Source organism: Paenibacillus camelliae (assembly GCF_023715345.1).
GTDB classification, from domain to species: Bacteria; Bacillota; Bacilli; order Paenibacillales; family Paenibacillaceae; genus Pristimantibacillus; species Pristimantibacillus camelliae.
On record NZ_JAMBNY010000001.1, the window covers coordinates 395,920 to 415,093 of the forward strand.

Below are 19,174 nucleotides of genomic sequence, written 5' to 3' on the forward strand. Positions count from 1 at the left end.
TATATTTTGATGTCATAGACAATTTTTTAGGAGGACAACACTGTCCACTCCCATGCCTCTATGGTGAGATCATGGCTACAATCGAGCGTCAGATTATGCAGCTGCTCCGTCCATTCTTCACTGACTAACAGCTGGCGGTCATACCATATTTCCAATCTATCTGCTTGATGCCGAAGATGTAGAGTAGTATGGCTTTTCACTTCAGCTGTAGGGAGCACAACACTTTTTACTTTTGCATTCGATGCAGTAGGTGGCGTATGCTCCACGTGTTGAGATGGACTTTTTGATTGCAGCTTCAACCTCAACTCACATTGTCCAAGTTTTCCGAGCAGATCAAGCCGCAGCTTGCTAGAAGCCTCTGCGAATGGATTATATAATTCGATCGCCGTCCCTTGTCCACACGATCTTCCTTGCAGAGCATCACCTTCAATACGCCACAGCCCTTCCTTCGCTCGAATATATCGCATGAGCTCAACTGCTGTGCCCCTATCAAATGCAAGATGTCCAGTTAATGAAACACCCGAAAAATAAGCTGACGTATAGTGAGTTGACAAGCCGAAGCATGGTAATTCACCACACCGCAATGCCTGAAGTTTTGCTGTTAGCACAGCTATCCCATCTAATGTTACCGTCATGTGTTTACCATGAACGGCTATAAGCAGCTGGTGATAGGCAGCGAAGGAAAAATCCTTCTGAACACTCACTGCTTGCGGAGGCAGCTTAACACCGCCCATCACTTCATATAAACCAATCGTACGCTTTCCTGCATCTAACAGCAGTTCTGCGTAATGCTGGTCATCTGCGTAAGTAATGACTACACCGTACAGACCACCCATATGATGTGGCTCCCAGCGAACGTTAGCTTCAAATAAGCTAGTGGCATAACTTTGCTTAAGCAGCAGCTTGCTTTTGCCAAGCGTACTTTGCTGCTGCAGCTCTCCATCCTTCACATGCCACTGACCGGCCGTTTGATGCCAGCTGCTGGTTAAAGTGTCATCACAATTATTATCGAATAACTCGCGAAAGCTTGGTTGCTCTGGTGCATATCGCATCGTGCTGCTTGGGCCTGGCACCCACAGCTCCTTACCAAGCCAAAGCAACGGATCCATTCGCATTTGGCGACGCTCCTCATCTCCGCCACCCTCTGTATAGCCTTGCGCCGGCACGCGGTCCCGTCCGTGGTAAATTACCCAGTCCTCTACATTGTTCGGTCCTTTCACAACACTGTTATGACCGACACCCTCTACAGCTTCATTTTGTCGCAGTAAGGGCTGATACGTTTCGTTATCAGGATGCTTAGACCAGGATAAGTTTGTTATAGATTCACCTTCTTGGTGCTGGGCTGTGCTATAGCCAATGTAATAGTGAGGCTTCGTAAAGGCGTTTCCACTGTACATTATGTAATGCATATCACGGTGCCTTAGATAAAACGCTCCTTCGATCGTATGCCAGTTTCGTCCATCACCAAAGCGGTTGTGCTCATAAATCTCTTCATCAAGTGTAGGCTTTACGATTAGCTTAGGGTTTCCTTCAAGTGTTAATGGATCTATCATCCGATCTGCTAAAATAACTGTGCCTGGTCGAAGGTCATCAATGCCGAGCGTTTCATTCGTAGAGTACAGCATCACTAAACTGCCGTCTGTATCCCTTACAACATGAGCATCAATGGTGAAGGTTGAAAATAACTGCTTCACAAACCGAAATGGCCCAGATGGCGTTTCTGCAACTGCCACCTGTAAGTATTCATAATGCACATCTGCTTCTCCAATTGGTCTCGAAGATACATACATATAAAACAAGCCATTATCATAGAACACTGCAGGTGCCCAGTAATCAGCATGACCTTCTCGCTGGTAGGCATAACCGCAATGCGTCCAATGAATCATATCGGTAGAGCAGAGCATGGTTACGCCGTCACCGGAGGTTGTATAGGCATAGTAACGTCCATTATATTTCAAAACATAAGGATCGGGATTCGCCTCAGCGTTAAACGTACGATAAAGCAGTGCCTCAGGAGCAACCGTAATTTGAAGTGGGTTTATATACATACTCATTGTTCATACCTCCAAGAAATGTACTCGTCGCTAATGAATGGATGTTTAAATTCGATAAAAGTATAGCAATTCCACTCAGCAGCACGACAGCGCGATTCTTTGGAGCTTATGGACGGATTTTTGGAACATTTTCATTGAAGGAGTATGACCTATGAAATGAAATAGCGGGGGAAAAACTTTGGCATTCGAAAATTTGCATAAAAAAAGAGCTGCCCCGAAGTTAGTTAACTTTCGGGACAGCCCCATAAACATGATTATTATTGAGAAATAATCTCTTTTGTTTTGTAATATCCACAAACTTTGCAAACGTGGTGACCTAGTTTAAGCTCTCCACATTGCTCACATTTCACCATGCCTGGAACTGCAAGTTTGAAATGCGTACGACGTTTATCACGGCGAGTCTTGGATGTTCTACGTTGAGGTACTGCCATATTTTCCACCTCCTTCACAAATTCAAGGAATATTATTCCTTAAAAAAATCTTTCAGCGCTTCTAATCGCGGATCGATTCTTTCATTACTACATTGACATGATTGCTCGTTTCGATTACTGCCGCATTGCGGACAAAGACCTTCGCAATCCTCTTTACATAGTGGAGCAAAAGGCATAAATAATTGCACATACTCCTCCACATATGGTGTTAGATCTAGGCGGTCATCAGTAATCAAGACCACATCATTTTCTTCCTCGTCTTCATCTTCGCTAATTTCTTCCGATGAAGCAGGTCTGAATTGCTCAGCGAATGGAATGATTGAGTGCGTATGCGTTGGCTCAAGGCAACGAGAGCAGGCTAATTCCATATCTATTTCAAGATTTCCCTTTACTTCAACTTCCTCACCCACAGGAGTAAGTGTTAAGTTGATATGTAGAGGGCCTGTCTTAATTACATCTTGACGATTAGAAAAAAGCTTAGATACATCTAGTTGTTCATTCACGATCACTGTTTGATCTTTCGCTAATAGATCTTTCAAACGAAACTGCATAATATCACCCCAAACAGACAAAGTTTATTATAGCTATCCTGCTCCTATTTTGTCAAGAATATTACCACTGTTTTATGGATGAACATAACCTTTGTTCCACTTCTTAGCATTATGCTATAGTGAGAGTAGTACGATAGCATAGAAAGGAAGATTGGATGAAGGCTGTCGGTCTTATTGTAGAATACAACCCGTTCCATAATGGACATCTGCATCATTTGCAACAATCCAAACAAATAACGAGCCGAGACGCTGTCGTAGCCGTCATGAGCGGCCACTTTTTACAACGAGGAGAGCCGGCATTAGTTGATAAATGGACAAGAACAGAAATGGCACTTGCCGGTGGCTGTGACCTTGTGCTAGAGCTGCCTGTTGCTTATGCAACGTCCTCAGCAGAATGGTTTGCTTATGGCGCTGTTGCTCTATTAGAGGCAACGGGTGTCGTTGACGCTATATGCTTTGGCACGGAAAGCGGACAATTAAAGCCGCTTCAAGCAGCAGCCAGCTTCATCTCTGCAGACTCAAGTGATGAGATAAAGCATTTACTCCAGGAGCAGCTTAAGCAAGGTGTAAGCTATCCCAAAGCATTCAGCAGTGCTTTAACTGAGCTGCTTGAGCATACACCAGCTTGGTCGCAAAATCCTATTGCCCTGGATCAACCGAATCACACACTAGGTTTACATTATCTTGTCGCACTTCAGCGACTACAAAGCAGAATAACACCGTATACGATTGCACGTGAGCAAGCCCAGTACAACGATGACTCACCGCATCACGATCGTATTGCAAGCGCTACTGCTATTCGCAGATTGCTGTTGGAGGGTAACCAGCTAGATGATATCTCCTCCTACATTCCTGCCTCAACCTTCTCAATCTTACAGCGCGAGCTCATACATAGCAAGAAACAGGCAATGAGCTGGGAGCACTTTGCATTACAGCTGTATTATCAGCTTGCAGTAACACCTGATTCACAGCTTGCCTCATTTCGAGAAATGGAGGAAGGACTAGAGCACCGTCTTAAACATTGTGCTATGAATACATCGCATTACTCTGTCCATAAGCTACTGGATGCTGCTAAAACTAAGCGCTATACGCGGACAAAGCTGCAACGTGCACTTCTAGCTGTTCTGCTTCAGCACCATAAGCAGCATTTTACAAGAGATGCGCTGGCTTCGGGCGTACAGTATTTGCGGGTACTTGGCTTTACAGATAAAGGTCAACAGCTACTGAAGCACATGAAGAAACAAGCGAAGCTCCCAATTATTCATACCCCTGCGCAGTTTAAGGACCCTTCCGTATTTTTACAGCTCGATATCGCTGCGACAAGCTGTTATATGCAAGCGTACTCGTCTGAAATACCGAAGCTCCAGCTATCTGATTATAGCAGACCACCCATTCGCGTATAGCTAGTTTAGTTGGCATTGGAACATGTATATATGCTATTGGAGTGAAGCAAGCACCTGCATCGCTTCCTCCAATGTAGATACACCATGAATTTCCATCGTATGATCTAACTTTTTTAACGTTCGACGAGCTTCTTCCTCATTTCCTTTCGGAACAATAAAGATCTGTGCACCTTGCTCGCTGGTGGAATATACTTTCTGAACGATTCCTCCAATGCTCCCTACCTCACCTTCTGCATTAATCGTTCCTGTAACAGCAATTTTCTTGCCCTTCGTTAGATCACCAGGTGTCAGCTGATCGATTATCGTTAATGCAAGCACAAGTCCGGCTGAAGGCCCACCAATATTATCAGTCGCAATATCGAGATGGTAGTCCGGATCATCTGATATTACTGACCTAAGCTCAATATAGCTTTCGACCTGTAGTCGATCATATACGAGCTTTTCTTTATCTAGGAGCAAATCATCATCATGAAGAGTGATCGTTTTCTGCAGCCGTTCATCCCCCCGCTTCACGATCAGATGAACCTTTTCTCCTGCCTCTTGGTTCGTAAGCCAAGCATGGAGCTGGCTAACGCTATGAATAATTACTTCCTCTCCTATTGCATTCACTCCAGCAACAATCTCATCGCCTGCTTCAAAAAAACCACACACGATTAAGCAAGTGCTTGGCTGCTGAACAATAAGCTTCTGTGGCTGTATAGAATAAGGAATGTTCAAGTACCGATACGCCGCTTCAAGCGCATGATTATGAGAACCTCGCATCATGGTGGTAACTCTAGCGGCGTACTCTTCCATCGATGACCTTCCTATTACATCCGTCTTTAGTCTAACTTCATCTTTTGGTGATACAAGTGACCCTAGCATCTCCCATAAATTCGGCGTTGCAAGGAGGACAGCAGTCAGCAGCAGCTCACCTTCTTCTTGCTGTTGCTCAGCCTCCTGTGAATTCTGCTCATAAAACAACGATGTATGCTCATGTGTCTGTATATACCCCTGTGCCGGAACGGCAATACCTGGCTTCAGTACGACAAAGGGAGAAGGGGCATAAAGTAAAATCATCATAATGACAGTAGTAACGACAATCGTTATGAGCACAGTCCGTATCTTTATATATGACTGCCTCAATTTCTTTCACTCCTAGCTTGTTCTAATTTTGCAATTTTTCGCGTAACAATAAGGGACTGAGTTGTCCAACTTCATGCTCAAAGGAGAGATTGTGTTGCACAAAACCATATTTATCGCACTCACGATGCTGTTTCTCGTGCTATCCGTTGTGCTCTCCCCAGACGTTGCACTACAAGCATCCCTATCTGGCATAACGATCTGGTGGAATCTTGTATTTCCAGGACTTCTACCTTTTTTTATTCTATATGAATTAGTACTAGCGTTTGGCTTGCTGCATGGCATTAACGCGATGCTCGCACCTTTTGTCACACGCCTGCTGCAGCTACCTAGAGCTGCAGGCATTCCACTGCTAATGAGTATGAGCTGCGGTTTCCCAACTGGCGTTGAACCAACGATAAAGCTGCTTGAGGACGGTCAACTGACGAAGGCGCAAGCTCAACGTCTTCTCGCCTATATCCATCTACCTAATCCTATCTTTATTATCGTCATTATCGGCGCTGGCGTCTTTCAGCTGCCTTTTTACGGATATATTATACTGGCGTCAGTTTGGCTTGCAGCACTTCTGCTTATGCTTGCACATACACGATTGTCCTCGCGGCACGACAAGACAGCTCTCAAGCCTTCCTCTTCGCATATGGAGCCTTACTTTGCGAGTGCCATGCAGTTTGGACGAGAGCTTGACGGAAGAACGTTCGGTCAGGTACTAGGTGATAGTGTATATGGGAGCGTACAAAAGCTATTTATCGTTGGCGGGTTTATTATCTTTGCCTCAGTGCTCGCAGCCTTTATACATCCAGTGTTTAATGCAGTTATGCCACAGCTGCCTTTTCTAGAGCAAATGCTGCTTGAGCAACACGTCGGCAGCTTTGCAATTGCCGAATGGGCTTCACAGCAGACGAATACGGTTGTTGCTTTAGCATTAATTGCTGCTTGCCTAGGCTTTACTGGTATTAGCGGTATTCTGCAGGTAACCTATTATACTTTTCGTCATCGTGACATCAAACTTCTTCCGTTCGTAGGATACCGACTTATCCATGCCGCTTTAAGCTTCGTGCTGCTAATTATGCTGTGGAAGCCATTAAGCTGGATCATTGCTAAGCTTACCGGAGCGCCAGAACAGACTGTTTTCGTGCAGCCACCTCCGCAAGTCTCCATGCTCCATTGGCAAAGCCTATGGCCAGCAAGCATACTGCTCTGTCTAATCACTGGCCTTCTTATCCTTACTGCACACCTGCTTTGGCGCAGTTATAGCCATAAAGTGTAATGATTGTTGTTATGTAAATAATAATTGCCCGTTTACGCGATAGATGTGCGGTTTAACGGGCAATTATTTGTTTCTAGCTTTATCGAAGTGGTCGCATTGGACCACATTTTTCACGTAATCGTTGCTCTACCTCAGGCGGAACCATCTTGGAAACTTCACCTTGAAAGTTCGCTATCTCTTTAACGATGCTGGAGCTGAGATACGAATACTTCGGGTGGGTCATCATAAAAACGGTATCGATGCCATCATCCAGCATTTGATTCGTGGATGCAAGCTGCAGCTCATATTCAAAGTCAGTTACAGAACGGATGCCACGGATAATGACACTCGCATTTTTCATGCGCATAAACCTAACGAGCAAGTCACGGAAGCTATCAATCTCTACGTTAGGCATATCTTTCGTTACCTCGCGCAGTAGCTCCTTACGCTCTTCTACCGAAAACATCGGATTTTTACTTGTATTGTTAAGCACAGCAACAATTATACGGTCATACTGCCTTGCCGCTCGATGAATGATATCTAGATGTCCATATGTAACAGGGTCAAAGCTACCCGGATATACTGCAATTCGTTCCTGGCCGTGTGTACTATTGATCATATTCTCTCTCCTGACTCGGTAAGCCTGATCTGCCTACAAGCTTGCATGCTCAAGCTGCTCTGGCTGATGTCGATATATCGTAACAGCTGCTTCTCCGTATTGTGAATGGCGCTGTTGCTTCAAATTTCCAATTACTTCATCATATTGTACTTTGGAATCGTGCTCGATTACAATGACAGCATGAGTCGCTATTAGATTAAGCTCCTGCATAGTATGCAGCCATTGATCCATATCATTCATTCGATATGGCGGATCTAAAAAGATGATGTCGAAGGCTAGCTGCTTTTTATGAAGCACCTTTAATGCTCTAGCCGAATCATTGCGATAAATTTCAAAATCAGCCTGTGCACCAGCTGCCTGCACATTACTGCGAATAATATCGATGCTAATTTTCTCCTTGTCAATACTAATCACTTTATCCGCACCACGGCTCCATGCCTCTATCCCTAACCCCCCAGTGCCAGCAAACAAATCCAGTACTAAGCCTCCATCGAAAAAGGGGCCAATCATACTAAATATCGCTTCCTTCACTTTATCTGTAGTGGGTCTTGTGCTTTGTCCAGGAACAGCTTTTAAGGGTCTCCCCTTAGCTTTTCCAGCTATTACTCTCACAGTTTGTCCCCCTTCAATGCTCGTCAATTGTATCGTACCATACTACGTTTAACGATGAAAGATTCGCTTTTCATATTAGCTAAAATTAAAATTTTATTGGGAATATGTATAAATGATGTTCATTCGGTCCACAATATGCTCATCGGTATCTTTGATGCCGTAGAAAACCGTGTAGAGGACTTACGTTTCCCCATAAGCTCTTCATCCGGTTTCTCCTCTCCCATTTTTTTGGATAGAGGCCCTAGCGATAGGGCCTCGCTATTTTTTTGAGGGTCTAGTCAGTAACAGGCTCTTGACCGCTTGCTTTACGCAGCTCATTTGCTAGTCTGTTAAATTCCTGACGAGCTTCTCTATTCGGAGAAGCCATATATGCCGCACTTAAGAAACGTATAATCTTGTTCGCATCCTCCACTGACATTGTAACGCCTCCATTCTCATTGTCTGGATTCTGTCCACCTGAACGTACATCGTCATTGCCAGCTTCTCCATCATTGTTTTCTTTTAGCTGTTGCAGCTTGGCTGCCACACTATCCACAAAATTTTTCCAGCCGGTCCATTTACCATCTGTATTCATAATTCTAGGACAATTCTTTCCGCTCCAATCATAATGCCTTCTTAGTCGATCTGTGCCCCATTTACGTTCCAGTAGCATTTCGGCTACGAGCTGAGCAGCATTCTGCAGTGTGCGCCCATAATTTCCGCTTTCGCATATTTCAATTCCAATCGAGGTACGATTGCCGCTTGAGCTGCGACTTCCATCTCCAGCATGCCAAGCTACTTCATCTAACGGAATTACCTCAATCGCTTCTTTATCGTCAATAACGATATGAAACGATGCCGTATTCGTATTCAGGCTATTCGTTAGCCATGCTCGTTCATTGCTTGCAGTACTAGATGCATTACCTGTGTTATGAATCGTTATCGTGCTTGCGTCCATTCGCGTGCCTGGCCTGCGGTTATACGGTGTTGATCTCGGTATATGCTCTACTCGATAGTTCACACTCATCTCTTCGCCTTCCTCCTCTTCCCAGTTCTTGAAGTCGACATAATTAATGGACAAATAGAACTTTAGCATTGGAATCCCACTCTAACGTCAAGTTAATGAGGTTTGCGAGCTCTCTCACTTGTACATAGCTAGTCGCCGCAACGAGTCGAGTCTCCAAGAGTGTGCCGTTAACGTATACCTCGCCATTACTCCATATAACCCTTGCACCGAAATGCTCTGCCAGCTTACGTACTGGTACATAATTGGTACCTCGTTCATAATAAGCAGCTCCAAAAAATTGCTTCTCAACGTAAATCGGCACGATTTGGGCATCTTTAAATACTTCAGGCATAACAAAAGGTGTAACCGCATCGTATTTTTCTAACTGATATTGCCGTATTAACGACATAATCTTAGACGCATAGTTCGGGTCCGTTGCATAGCCAGCCCGTTGCATTTCATTGGCCTGCTCATATGGTGTAGTAGCCGTTCTGACTCTACTGTAGCGGCTTCCTAGAAACAATTCATCCTGATCCTTGTAGTAATGATACAGTGTGCGGTATGCACGAAATGCTGAGCTTTCACGAACTTCCTGTCCCCCACGGTATTCCCATGTCCCTTTAGTGACCGTTTCTCCTCGCCAATAAGGGGTCACTCGCCCGCTTCCAACCTTAATCCCTCCTAAGTTGTTCCAGGCATGAATGGCACCGCCGGTTTCTAGCAAGCTTTGTGCTAATCGTACAGATGGTAGAATTGGAGAGCCTTGCTGACGAATAAACACAATAATCGGTGCAATCGTTTCAAAAAATTGCTGCCTTGTTAATGTGGCCATGCTCTTCTCTCCTTTGCTTGTATTTTTTCAAAATCTAGCATCTCTACTATTTATGCTTCTAGTTCCAGAATGGCAACGGCGAATACCTCAAGAGCACTGATATTCGCCTAAAAAAGCAGTAAGGAGCCTATAAGCGTTAGCTTACAAGCTCCTTGACAGTGGTACATATACCTATATGTCTTAGAGGGAGAGGGTATTGTTTCCCTTCCCTATTCAAAACGATAAAACTGGTTGCTATTATGATACAGCTGAGCTGCTACTTCCTCGACATCTCTTCCAACGATGTCTGCAATCGCTTCAACGACTCTAACCACCATCGCGGATTCTGTCTCTCTCCCATGAAATTCGCCTTCAAATGGCCACGGTCCATCTGTTTCGACCATGAGCAGTTCTAGCGGATAGCGTTTAACGAGCGCTTGTATTTCCTGCTCGTAACAGACGTCTGGCGTGATAGAAATAAAGTAGCCTTGTTCAATCATACGATCTATCGTTGCTGCATCTCCCTTAAACCAGTGAAAATGCGCTCGTTTCATCTGATGCTTCTGCAACAAATCACATACCACTGCAGCATCCTCATATACCGCATGCAGCACGATTGGTCGATCAAGCTCCTTGGCCAGTAGAATAAACCGTTCTAACAGCTCGATATATGGTTGCTTATCTAGCTGCTCACCTTGCTCCAAAAGCTCCAGTCCACGATAATAAGGCAGACCGACTTCCCCGATAGCAAAACGTTCTTTGTAAGCAGCTCGTACTCTTATCCATTGCATTAGCAGCTCTAACTCTTCTGCGCGAGGCAGTGGTTGTTCAGGGTGAAATCCATAAGCAGGCATTATCGTTGAGCGATAACGCTGTGCAAGTGCATAGGTCGCTTGCGAAGAAGGTAAATCCATGGATACAGCCACAATATACTTTACATTCGCTGCTTTTGCTTCTGCCATAAGCTTTTCAATCTGGTCATAATGATATTGCTCCAAATGAATATGGGTATCTGCGTAGTTCATTGCAAACCTCCTTATTATATAGGCTATGTTAAATTCTAATGTTGATATTTGATGATTAGAAAACCTCCTTAGTGAAAAGGCGGTTTTTTAAGCTATCGTTCCCGATAGCTTAATCGCTAAGACCATTAATCCACCAACTGTCTAAACTATTGGTCCTTCAATGGCTTTGCTAAGCTTCATATCGAAAGTGACAGATTGCTCATCTTTATTGCTGATATAAATGCGGTATTTCCCGTATTCTGGGACTTTAATAATGACCTCATCTTCTCTGCTCTTCACGATGTCGCTGAATACTTCTTCGGTATCTATAGACAATATACCAATCTCAAGTTCACCGTCATTTTCACTTACCACAGAAATTTTGAACGTCTCACCTTTACGAAATGACAATTCTCCGAAATTGTTTTTTGTTCCGCCATCCATTGTTATTTTTAGGTTCTTGCCGTCATTTGTTTCAATATTACCAACTTTAATTGATGATGTCTCTATTCCGCTATCTTGTATTACCGGGCTGGAGGGAGCTTGTAGTACATACTCCTGCTTGGCATTACCGCATCCAACAATTAACCCCAGTACAACGCCTACTATCAAAACAAGATAACTTTTCTTACTCATATTGTCATCCTTCCTAATTACAAGTTCAATTCATCTCCAAATAATATATTTGTAAATTTATACTGAGTTAACTTACATGAATAAACAGGCACGATTTGACCAACATATTTTTCTTATTCCTTGAGGTATTCTCATATTCCTTGTGTCTATATAACGAAACCAAGCCAAATAATGTTGCAAATATTTGGTTGCAACACTATTAAAGCGGTCCATCCATTCCATTTTTTTAAGCGGCTGTGGCAGTACTTTACGTTTGGATATGGTACATGCCTTTCGCACGTTGTTTACCGTCGAAACTTGAAACATTAATGAGCAAAGCTTTTTGAATTCGCATAGGAACTGAATGCCCTCCACGAATCAATGCATAGCATGTTTGAGTCAGATAGATGACCACTAATCGCTTCATCCAATTTTGTAGTCCGAATGCGTCCACGCCCAAGTATGCCAGAGTAAGAATTTTCTGACGGTCATGAGCAACCAGTATGTAAACTTGATCGTGGCTAATACCACGATATATAGCTTTGCCGCCATGTTCACGAGGCTTGCGTTGGGGGTGATATTTCGTTTGCCTTTTTCCGAGTACAGAAAGTAAGTCTCATCCATCTCAACAATATCTTGAAATGCTTCGGTTGGAATCTGTTTTAGAGCAGAGAGAATCTTATGCCGCCAGTAAAACAAGGTGACATGCGTGACTTCACCGTTTAACTGCTCTGCACATTTTCTCAGAGAAAAGCAAAGCCCTCAATTATGCATTCAATAAAGCGAACCCAAACATGAGGTCTGCAGCGTACTTTCCATAACGCACGACAGAATGATTTTTGCAATTCGGGCAAACAAGTCCATCTTTATGCTTCTGCTCTTGTATTTCATCAATCGCTGTACAGGAACCGCAACTCCCTTGGTTGTGATATTACACTTGTAATAGAACATTTATTCGTAATCATCAAAAGGTTATAATTATGCTTCAATAAGTACTACTTTCAGCACCAAGGTTTATGCTTACGATGTGCGTTTCTTCAAAACGCTGTAGTTGGATAACGCTAGGGTATGAGGAACGCAGCTAAACGTTTTCGCAGAAAACGACTACGGAAGCATCCACTTGTAGTTGGTACGTGAGCAACCGAAGTCACTGGCTGAATTCAAGATTCGATGTCGAATAAGCTAACAGTTTAACTTCGTGATCAAAGTAGGACTAAAAAAGGTGCAGGCTTAGCCTGCACCTTGGGCCTGCAACAACCCATATATAAGCTGCTTTAATTCGTTAAATTCAGCCGTACTCCAAAGCTCTCCGCTTCTAGGACGGTCGAACGGAACCGACACCTCTTGAACGACCGTAGCAGGATGACTCGATAGTACGACGATTCGATCGGACAGCATAAGTGCTTCGTCTATGCTATGGGTAACAAGTAGAACGGAGCGACGGTTCTGCTCCCAGATTGACAGCAGCCATTGCTGCATATGCAGCCTTGTTAGCGCATCGAGCGCTCCAAACGGCTCATCTAACAGCATTAGCTTTTGCGGTGACAGCAGCGCACGCAGAAACGATACACGCTGACTCATACCGCCTGACAGCTTATATGGATACTCATCACTGTACTCAGCTAGTCCTACACGCTCGAGCCATTGCTCGGCCTGCTGCTGAGCCTCCTTTTTACCCGCTCCTGCTATTTGCAAAGCTAATGCAATATTGCGTTTTACTGAATACCATGGCAGCAGAGACGCTTGCTGAGGCATATAGGCAATATGTCCTCGCTCACCCGTAATATTATTGCCTTCAAGCCAGATCTCACCTGTATCCAGCTCATTTAATCCGCCTATTAATTGAAATAATGTCGTTTTCCCACTGCCAGATGGACCAATCATCGATACAAACTCTCCATCTTTAACGGAGAGATTAATGTTGCGCAGCACCTCATGCCGCTCACCATTTGTTACAAATGACTTGCTTACCCCTTTTAGCTCAAGCATTAGCTCGCCTCCTTCCGAGGTCGCCAGCGTATGCAAAGCCTCTCCAGCAGCGTAACAAGCCAGAACAATAATAAGCTCGTCATCACGATCAGGAGCACGGTAGCGAATACGCGTTCCGGCATGTAGCCACGAGAAGACAAGATCATAAACCCTCCTAGTCCAACCTTAGGAGACAGCCATTCTGCTACAACTGCACTTAATACACTATAAGATGCGGCTATTTTTAAGCCGCTGAATACATTGCTTAGCGCGCTTGGCAGCTCCAGATGAATGAAGGTTTGCCATTTGTTGCTCCCGATCATCCGCATATAGTTATTCAAACTATAATCAATCTGCGCAAGCCCGCCCAGCATAGCGATACAGATTGGGAAAAAGCAAACAAGCACGATCAGCAGCACCTTTGGCAGCATTCCGAAGCCTAGCAGCATCGTTAATATTGGCGCAATGACGATAACGGGAATATTTTGCGACAATATGAGTACAGGGTACATGGCACGTCTTATAATCGGAATAAAGTGCAATAGCATAGCAAGTGCAATACCGCTTAGCGCACCGCCAACAAAGCCTAGCAGCGTGAGCTGCATCGTAGCCAGCCAATGCTCCATCAGTCTTGACCAGCTGTTGATCATCTCTTGACCTACGCCTATGGGAGACGGAATTAACCAGCTATATACCAGCTCATAGCGAACGATAAGCTCCCATACGATGAATATGAGAAGCAGCATTAGCGCTGGCGGCCATATGCTGCTCCATAGACGCTTTCTACTGTCCATCCGGGTATTTCTCCAGCAGCTTATCCATCGATGCACCTTGTGGGTTGTAGGAAATTTTGATTTGAGATAATGCTCCTGGACATCCTGCCTCAGTCATCGCTTCATGCATTCGTTGAACGATGCGCAGCAGCTCATCCAGATTGCCTTCCATTGTTGTTTCCAGCGGAGCTACACGATACGGTACCCCTGATTCCTTAATGATCGCGATTGCTTGATCAACATAAGGTATGACACTTTCCCCGTTATTCGTTTTTGGTATCATTTGAATGCTCAATAATGCATTAGCCACTTAGCCTTCACTCCTCTTTTTAGTTTACTTATTAACAATTCGCCTTTGGCGTGTTTCACTTATTCTGGTAAAAACTCATTAGTAAATGCCGCTTCAGCTTCAAGCTCACCCTCTAGCAAGCCATTGCTGTACATCCAGTCAGCATACCCTTGCCATACGGACAGCTTCTGCTCACCCCAGCGTGGTGCATCATCCTGATAGCGTGGGCTTAGCCATTGCTGACTTGCTTTAACAAGCTCTGCATTAAGATCTGGTTCTGCTGCAATCAATACATCTGCCGCCTCCTCTGGGTGCTCGATGCTGTACTGATATCCCTTTGCTACTGCTGCGACAAAGCTACGAACGAGCTCAGGGTCTTCCTTAATCATCGCTTCACCCGTTACAAGCACTGGCGTATAGTAATCTAAATTTTCATTATAATCCTTCATATAGATCATATTAAGATCTACCCCTCGCAGCTCTGCTTCAATCCCTGTCCAAGCGTAGAAGATCCAAGCAAAATCTATATCTCGCTCAACCGCTGCAAAGAAATCACTATTGCCCATATTCACAATATCCATTTTGCTATAATCAGCATCTGCTGCAAGCATTAAGGACTCGATTGTGGCTTGCTCAATCGGAGAGCCCCATCCGCCATAGCGCATCCCTTCAAATTCCTTCGGTGTTACAATGCCTTTATCCTTAGGCGATGCAAAGCCTGAGGTGTTATGCTGAATAATGGCCGCAAGCGACACAACTGGTAAACCAGCGATGCGTGATAGCGTCACATTTTCCTGATAGCTTACACCAAACTCTACATTTCCCGCTGCAACATGTGCGTCTGCTCCACCATCTGCTGGAGCAATAATTTCCACCTCTAAGCCCTGCTCTGCAAAGTATCCTAGGTCACGAGCTGCATACAGTCCGGTATGGTTTGTATTTGGCGTATAATCCAGCATAAGCTGTACCTTGCGCAGCTTTTCCTCTGAGGCTGCTTCATTCCCCTTTGCTGCATTCTCCGCATTTCCTGCATTCCCCGTATTACCGCATGCTGTAAGCATCGCTAGCAGCACAACCATAACGAGCCATTTAGTGCTTTGAATTTTCATAGCTTTTCTCTCCATCTCTTTTTCTTTTTCTTTTTAGATTGACCATTTTGACACGCTGATCATCATAGGTATTAAAAAGACACCCTTCGCGTAGAGGAAGGATGCCTTGCAGCAACGTCATTACCCTGCTATGAAACAGCTTGCCCGCTGTTCAAACGTTCATACAGGTTAATTGATCGTTTTCGATGCCCGAATATGTATCTGCTCTGCTGCAGAGCACAAAAAAACCGGGCATAGAAACGTGGCCGGTTAATGTTATGGCACATTTCCTACGCTGGAATTATCCAGATCAGGTACGGTCGAGAACAGAACAGTTCTCCTCTCAGCCAAGTTCATCTTAGCTCCCGAAGTGTCGTATTCAATTGGTTAATCTATTGTTTATTATAGCAAACGGTTATTCATTTGGATAGCCCTGCTCATGATGAACACGTCTAGGCATTGTAAGCTGCGTCTAAACATAGGGGTATACAGGCACATTCATTCCACGTGTCTAGCACTTTTCTTATGGTTGACTAATAGACTATACAAGACTATACAAGACTTTGATAAAGGGTGATGTTGTTGATTACGATTAGTTTATGTATGATCGTGAAAAATGAAGAAGATGTGATTGCTCGCTGTCTCAATAGCGTGAAGGAGGCTATTGACGAGATCATCATTGTGGATACAGGCTCAACAGATCGGACGAAAGAGATTGCTGCCTCGCTTGGTGCAAAAGTGTACGACTTTGAATGGATTAATCATTTTGCAGCTGCTCGTAATTTCAGCTTTCAGCAAGCAACCAGTGACTATATCATGTGGCTTGATGCGGATGATGTACTGATGCCAGAGGATCTTGCCCGCTTACTTGAGCTGAAGCAGCGCGAGCCTTTTAACTACGATACCGTTACGATGAAGTACAATCTTGCCTTTGATGAGAATGGCAAACCTACCTACAGCTATCGCCGCAATCGCCTCGTTAAACGCTCCATGAATTTTGAGTGGATTGGTCCAGTACATGAATATTTATCTGTATACGGCTCCAGCTTCCACTCAGAGATTGCTGTAACGCACCGGAAGGAACGTCATGCGTCCAATCGTAATCTCGATATTTACTTAGCTCGATTGGAGCAAGGAGAAGAATTTACGCCACGTGATCAATTTTACTTTGCAAATGAGCTGCGCGACCATGCCCGTTACGAAGAAGCCATTCAATGGTACGATCTGTTTCTTGAAGGAAAAAAGGGCTGGGTCGAGGATAATATTGCAGCCTGCTCTCGCAAAGCGCACTGCTATGCCCAATTAAAACAGAGGGAGCTTGCCATTCGTAGCCTACTGCAGACGCTTGAATACACGCCACCTCGTCCTGATTTTTGCTATCAGCTTGGCAGCTTGTTTTTACACGAAAAACGGTATCCTGAAGCCACTTATTGGTATACCCAAGCACTTTCAACATCAAAGTATATGACAGATATGAGCTTTCATAATCCTGCTACAGCGACATGGCTGCCTCATTTGCAGCTGACAGTCTGCTATGATCGAATGGGAAATATCGAGCAAGCCGTCGAACACCACAAACAGGCAAAAGCATTAAACCCGAATCATCCGAGCATTGTCTATAACGACAACTACTACAAGAAGAAAGGCGTTCTGTAACTGCTTCTTCAAGTGTACGCCTATTGCCGCAAAAACGGCTGCAAGATGCAGCCGTTTTTTTGTCGTGACCTTGTCACTATGAAATGCACTATTAATAATATTCAGCAAGGAACAGGAAGCTCGAAAACATCGAAAATTGTACACATAATAATCGATCCATGGGCTATTCGCTTGCCAAGTTAAGTTTCTTCGTTCGCCTTCGCTGCTCAAAGGAGCTGCTTAGCTTTATGAGCTGGAGCAGTACACCATACAGCACAGCATCGTTAATTGTTTATGGTCACATAGCGCTCTCCGACAATTTCCTTCACTTGATAATGCCCCTCAGAAAGCTCCTTTTCGATGAATGCATCAATTTCCGATTGTTCAACATCGTACATCACTTCAATCTCTTTTGAGAATAAAAGCTTTTCTTTTTCTAGTAAGCTTGATAGAGAAGGCTGTTGTTTCGGCTGCAGTTCTTCCACATCGAGAATCTGCTTTAATCCGTCTACATAATACTCAAACGGTCGACCACCACCAATTTTTACACCTTTGTTTTCCTCATTGATCATAACAATGGTAGGGAATCCTCTAACACCTAATCGTCCTGCTAGAGTGAAGTCCTCATTCAATAATTGTTGTCCGATAGGTTGTTCCGCTTCATTTACAATCGCCTCACCATCAAGCCCAACCTTATTTACAATATCGATCAATATAGACTGATCTGAAATATTTTGGTTAAATGCGAATAGTTGTTCTCTTGTGCGACGCAGGAACTCATACGCTAACGCATCACTATATTTACTTTGAATGACCTTAAACACGCGGGATGGCGGGTAAGATGATTGAACAGGGTTGTCGATCATCAGTGAGCCGTCAATAGGCATACGAGAATATTGTCCTACTTCCCTCCAGTGACCGGCCACATCTGCTGGCTTGTAGATTCCATTGGCAGGATCAATTGGTCCATCGCCCCATTTTTCTAGCAGTCCACCCATAACGGCATGGAAGTTAAAATAATGTCCATACTGCTCCTTAAACTTTTTCAGTACAGGTTCAATCGCCCAGCAATGTGAGCAGATCGGATCGGTTACATAATATACATCAATGGATTTTTTCGGTTGATTGAAATCAACAATCTCCATTTTTTCCTCTTCTGCTACTCCACAAACACCTGTCGCTAGATCACACATCATTTGATTGTTGCTCATAATCCATTCCTCTTTTCGTCCGTTGATTTGCTTTACAATCGTAGTTTAAGCCATAATAGTATTGATAAACACCAATATTTCTCTGAATCTGTTGCTTTTACAACACATCTAAGTATTTGTCTAAAAAGTAGGAGGGATCATAGAATGACGCCAACGAAAACCGATCCTCGCGTACTGCGGACTCGTAAATTAATTATGGATTCTTTCATCGAGCTTTCTGGGAAGAAGGAATTTAAAGATATTACGATCAAGGATATTACGTCAGAAGCGATGATTAATCGCGCAACTTTTTATTATCATTTTGAGGATATCTACGACTTACTAGAGAAGGTATTATCTGAGGTTTTATTAGTCAATTTGAATTATGAACTCTATCAGAATGACGAGCTATCAGAAGAAACGTTCATAAGTCTCTTTAACGCTATAACGAATTTTCAAAAATCATTGTCCAATCGCTGCCATCGAGGCTATGAGGACACCATTGCCCGTATTATTAGGGAGCAGCTCGAAATTATATTTTATAAAATGCTAAGGAAACAAAATCATATTGAAGAGGATGACACACTTAAAATTACTGCGGCCATTTTAAGCTGGGGAATGTACGGAGCCTCTGTAGAATGGAGACGCCAAAGTGAGCAGCGTTCTCCGGAGCAATTTATTAAGTCTGCTATTCCTTTTATCCTTTCCGGAATTAATGCTGGTTCTGAGAGCTAGCCATTGTGCCAATGTATAAATGGGTACCCACAGTCTTCTTGGA

General features: G+C 43.9%; 19 protein-coding genes, 1 pseudogene and 1 riboswitch. Of the genes and pseudogenes, 4 read left to right on the plus strand and 16 right to left on the minus strand.

All coding sequences use genetic code 11. The features are described from left to right. Positions 1–26: 26 nt before the first annotated feature. The 3 genes from M3180_RS01895 to M3180_RS01905 form a co-directional block, all read right to left on the minus strand. Positions 27–2,054, minus strand: a complete 2,028-nt coding sequence (locus M3180_RS01895) for a glycoside hydrolase family 43 protein (protein WP_251665530.1) — start codon at positions 2,052–2,054, stop codon at positions 27–29. A 257-nt stretch (positions 2,055–2,311) separates the two neighbouring features. Beyond that, the gene (gene rpmF / locus M3180_RS01900) at positions 2,312–2,485 is read right to left on the minus strand and encodes a 50S ribosomal protein L32 (protein ID WP_015845071.1); all 174 of its coding nucleotides are present in this window, start codon (positions 2,483–2,485) and stop codon (positions 2,312–2,314) included. Between the two features lie 32 nt (positions 2,486–2,517). Then, a complete protein-coding gene (locus M3180_RS01905; protein ID WP_251665531.1) occupies positions 2,518–3,036 on the minus strand; it encodes a YceD family protein in 519 nt (172 codons plus the stop codon). 155 nt (positions 3,037–3,191) lie between these two features. On the opposite strand from M3180_RS01905, the gene M3180_RS01910 reads away from it, so the two are divergent. Continuing rightward, positions 3,192–4,439 carry a nucleotidyltransferase gene (locus M3180_RS01910; protein ID WP_251665532.1) on the plus strand — a complete coding sequence of 416 codons (1,248 nt, stop codon included), beginning with the start codon at positions 3,192–3,194 and terminating at the stop codon, positions 4,437–4,439. Between the two features lie 33 nt (positions 4,440–4,472). Here the strand turns inward: M3180_RS01910 and M3180_RS01915 are convergent, their stop codons facing one another. Continuing rightward, a complete protein-coding gene (locus M3180_RS01915) occupies positions 4,473–5,564 on the minus strand; it encodes a S16 family serine protease (protein WP_251665533.1) in 1,092 nt (363 codons plus the stop codon). A 94-nt stretch (positions 5,565–5,658) separates the two neighbouring features. Between M3180_RS01915 and M3180_RS01920 the strand changes: the two genes are divergently transcribed. Then, entirely contained in the window at positions 5,659–6,828 is a 1,170-nt protein-coding gene (locus M3180_RS01920) for a hypothetical protein (protein WP_251665534.1), read from the plus strand. A 79-nt stretch (positions 6,829–6,907) separates the two neighbouring features. On the opposite strand, the gene coaD is transcribed toward M3180_RS01920, so the two are convergent. The 11 genes and pseudogenes from coaD to M3180_RS01975 form a co-directional block, all read right to left on the minus strand. After that, positions 6,908–7,426, minus strand: a complete 519-nt coding sequence (gene coaD, locus M3180_RS01925; protein ID WP_251665535.1) for a pantetheine-phosphate adenylyltransferase — start codon at positions 7,424–7,426, stop codon at positions 6,908–6,910. A gap of 33 nt (positions 7,427–7,459) precedes the next feature. After that, positions 7,460–8,038, minus strand: a complete 579-nt coding sequence (gene rsmD, locus M3180_RS01930) for a 16S rRNA (guanine(966)-N(2))-methyltransferase RsmD (RefSeq protein WP_251665536.1) — start codon at positions 8,036–8,038, stop codon at positions 7,460–7,462. Between the two features lie 274 nt (positions 8,039–8,312). Then, a complete protein-coding gene (locus M3180_RS01935) occupies positions 8,313–9,113 on the minus strand; it encodes a peptidoglycan recognition protein family protein (RefSeq protein WP_251665537.1) in 801 nt (266 codons plus the stop codon). Then, positions 9,088–9,855: a glucosaminidase domain-containing protein gene (locus tag M3180_RS01940; protein WP_251665538.1), complete on the minus strand. Its 768-nt coding sequence runs from the start codon at positions 9,853–9,855 to the stop codon at positions 9,088–9,090. The genes M3180_RS01935 and M3180_RS01940 overlap by 26 nt, the downstream gene beginning before the upstream one ends. A 209-nt stretch (positions 9,856–10,064) precedes the next feature. Continuing rightward, entirely contained in the window at positions 10,065–10,859 is a 795-nt protein-coding gene (locus M3180_RS01945) for a TatD family hydrolase (RefSeq protein ID WP_251665539.1), read from the minus strand. Positions 10,860–11,000: 141 nt separating this feature from the next. After that, entirely contained in the window at positions 11,001–11,474 is a 474-nt protein-coding gene (locus tag M3180_RS01950; protein ID WP_251665540.1) for a hypothetical protein, read from the minus strand. A gap of 81 nt (positions 11,475–11,555) precedes the next feature. Beyond that, a pseudogene (locus M3180_RS01955) lies at positions 11,556–12,351 on the minus strand (IS1595 family transposase); the annotation flags it as partial. Between the two features lie 332 nt (positions 12,352–12,683). Beyond that, a complete protein-coding gene (locus M3180_RS01960; RefSeq protein ID WP_251665541.1) occupies positions 12,684–13,442 on the minus strand; it encodes an ABC transporter ATP-binding protein in 759 nt (252 codons plus the stop codon). Beyond that, on the minus strand, positions 13,442–14,215 hold the full coding sequence (locus tag M3180_RS01965) for an ABC transporter permease (protein WP_251665542.1): 774 nt from the start codon (positions 14,213–14,215) through the stop codon (positions 13,442–13,444). Before M3180_RS01965 ends, M3180_RS01960 begins: the two co-directional genes overlap by 1 nt. Then, positions 14,205–14,504, minus strand: coding sequence for an MTH1187 family thiamine-binding protein (locus tag M3180_RS01970; protein WP_251665543.1), 300 nt, complete (start codon positions 14,502–14,504; stop codon positions 14,205–14,207). The genes M3180_RS01965 and M3180_RS01970 overlap by 11 nt, the downstream gene beginning before the upstream one ends. Before the next feature lie 59 nt (positions 14,505–14,563). Beyond that, entirely contained in the window at positions 14,564–15,592 is a 1,029-nt protein-coding gene (locus tag M3180_RS01975; protein ID WP_251665544.1) for an ABC transporter substrate-binding protein, read from the minus strand. A 248-nt stretch (positions 15,593–15,840) separates the two neighbouring features. Further along, positions 15,841–15,950, minus strand: a riboswitch (TPP riboswitch). A 197-nt stretch (positions 15,951–16,147) separates the two neighbouring features. Here M3180_RS01975 and M3180_RS01980 point away from each other — a divergent pair. Then, positions 16,148–17,227, plus strand: a complete 1,080-nt coding sequence (locus M3180_RS01980) for a TPR domain-containing glycosyltransferase (protein ID WP_285855552.1) — start codon at positions 16,148–16,150, stop codon at positions 17,225–17,227. 263 nt (positions 17,228–17,490) lie between these two features. Here M3180_RS01980 and M3180_RS01985 read toward each other — a convergent pair whose 3' ends face one another. Further along, positions 17,491–18,417 (minus strand): DsbA family protein, encoded by a 927-nt coding sequence (locus M3180_RS01985; RefSeq protein WP_251665546.1) that lies wholly within the window; start codon positions 18,415–18,417, stop codon positions 17,491–17,493. Positions 18,418–18,561: 144 nt separating this feature from the next. On the opposite strand from M3180_RS01985, the gene M3180_RS01990 reads away from it, so the two are divergent. Further along, positions 18,562–19,131, plus strand: coding sequence for a TetR/AcrR family transcriptional regulator (locus M3180_RS01990; RefSeq protein ID WP_251665547.1), 570 nt, complete (start codon positions 18,562–18,564; stop codon positions 19,129–19,131). Positions 19,132–19,174 lie beyond the last annotated feature (43 nt).